Below are 1,387 nucleotides of genomic sequence, written 5' to 3' on the forward strand. Positions count from 1 at the left end.
ACGGCCAATAATGCGAATGTTGTGGGAGATCTGTAATTTCTCCGCTGCAGCCTTCCACTCATCATTCAGTGGTTTGTGGTAAAGCATGCTGATCAGAGCCTCACCGGTCTGAGTGGTCAGAAACTCCAGCTGGAACAGCCTCTTTCGGAGAACCTCTTGTTGCTCGATGTCTTTCATCAGCGGCATCATTAATTGATTGATACGCTCCGAGCCTGCCGGGAACTGATTAATGCTGAAAGGTTGTCGGGTATCGGGATCAAACATGCGGTAGAAGCTGTGTTCTCCCTCATGCCAGATGCGGAACTCTGCCCGCATTCTGTAGTGCTCTGGCCGGGATCTGAAAACCTCCAGTTCAGGAACATCAAAAGTCTGAAACTCTTTTCGGGTAAGGTTCGCCTTCTCGGTCAGTTGGACTTCGTACTTTTCAGGCTTTACAACGGCTAATGACATGATGCGCTTCGATAAATAAAAACGGCCCGTATTATGGGCCGCTTTCGAAGTGATGAAAACTGATTTTCAGTGCATTAATTGAACATCACCAGTTTAACAGTGAATAACAAGGAGAGAATAACCAGCGCACTATTCAGGTCTTTTGCACGGCCGCTCAGGAGTTTGATGGCGGTATAGGAGATAAAGCCAAAGGCAATGCCTGTTGTAATCGAGTAACTCAGAGGCATAGAAACGGCTGCAATAACCACTGGAGCAGCTTCTGTTAGATCGTCCCAGTTAATCTGGAACATGCTGTGCGTCATCAAAACGGCTATGAAGATCAGAGCAGGGGCGGTGGCATAGGCTGGCACTACGGCTGCCAGAGGGGACAGGAACAGGCATCCCAGAAACAGTAAGCCAACAACCACGGCGGTCAGGCCTGTCCGACCTCCCACAGAAATCCCGGCAGTGCTTTCAACATAGCTGGTAGTGGTCGAAGTACCCAGTCCAGCCCCCGCCATACTGGCCATGGAATCTGCCATCAGAGCTCTGCCCAGACGAGGGAACTTACCGTCTTTGTCCAGCAGGTCACCTTTTTGAGCTACGGCAACCAGTGTGCCAGAGGTATCAAAGAGATCAACAAAAAGGAATGAGAATATAATGCTGATCATGCCGACTTCCAGCGCTCCGGCAATATCCAGCTGCAAAAGCGTCGGGGCCACACTGGGAGGCATGGAAAACACAGCGTTCATTTCTACTTTGCCGACAATAAGGCTGATGATGGTGATGGTTAGAATACCGATCATGACCGAGCCGGTGACATTGCGATAGTAGAGAGCCACAATCAGGGCGAAGCCAATGGATGCCATCATGGCGCCCCAGGAAGTCATATCTCCCAGTGTTACCAGTGTGGCTGGGTCGCCAACGATAATGCCTGCATTTTGTAGGGCAATAAAGC

At 50.3% G+C, this 1,387-nt stretch carries 1 protein-coding gene and 1 pseudogene; both read right to left on the reverse strand.

What is annotated here, in order from left to right:
- Positions 1-450, reverse strand: a pseudogene (locus KDK18_RS09765) (tRNA (uridine(54)-C5)-methyltransferase TrmA); the annotation flags it as partial.
- Between the two features lie 74 nt (positions 451-524).
- Positions 525-1,387, reverse strand: an 863-nt coding sequence (locus KDK18_RS09770; RefSeq protein ID WP_257254716.1) for an NCS2 family permease, incomplete at its 5' end; no start/stop codon positions are given.

This window comes from Endozoicomonas sp. SESOKO3 (genome assembly GCF_024606255.1).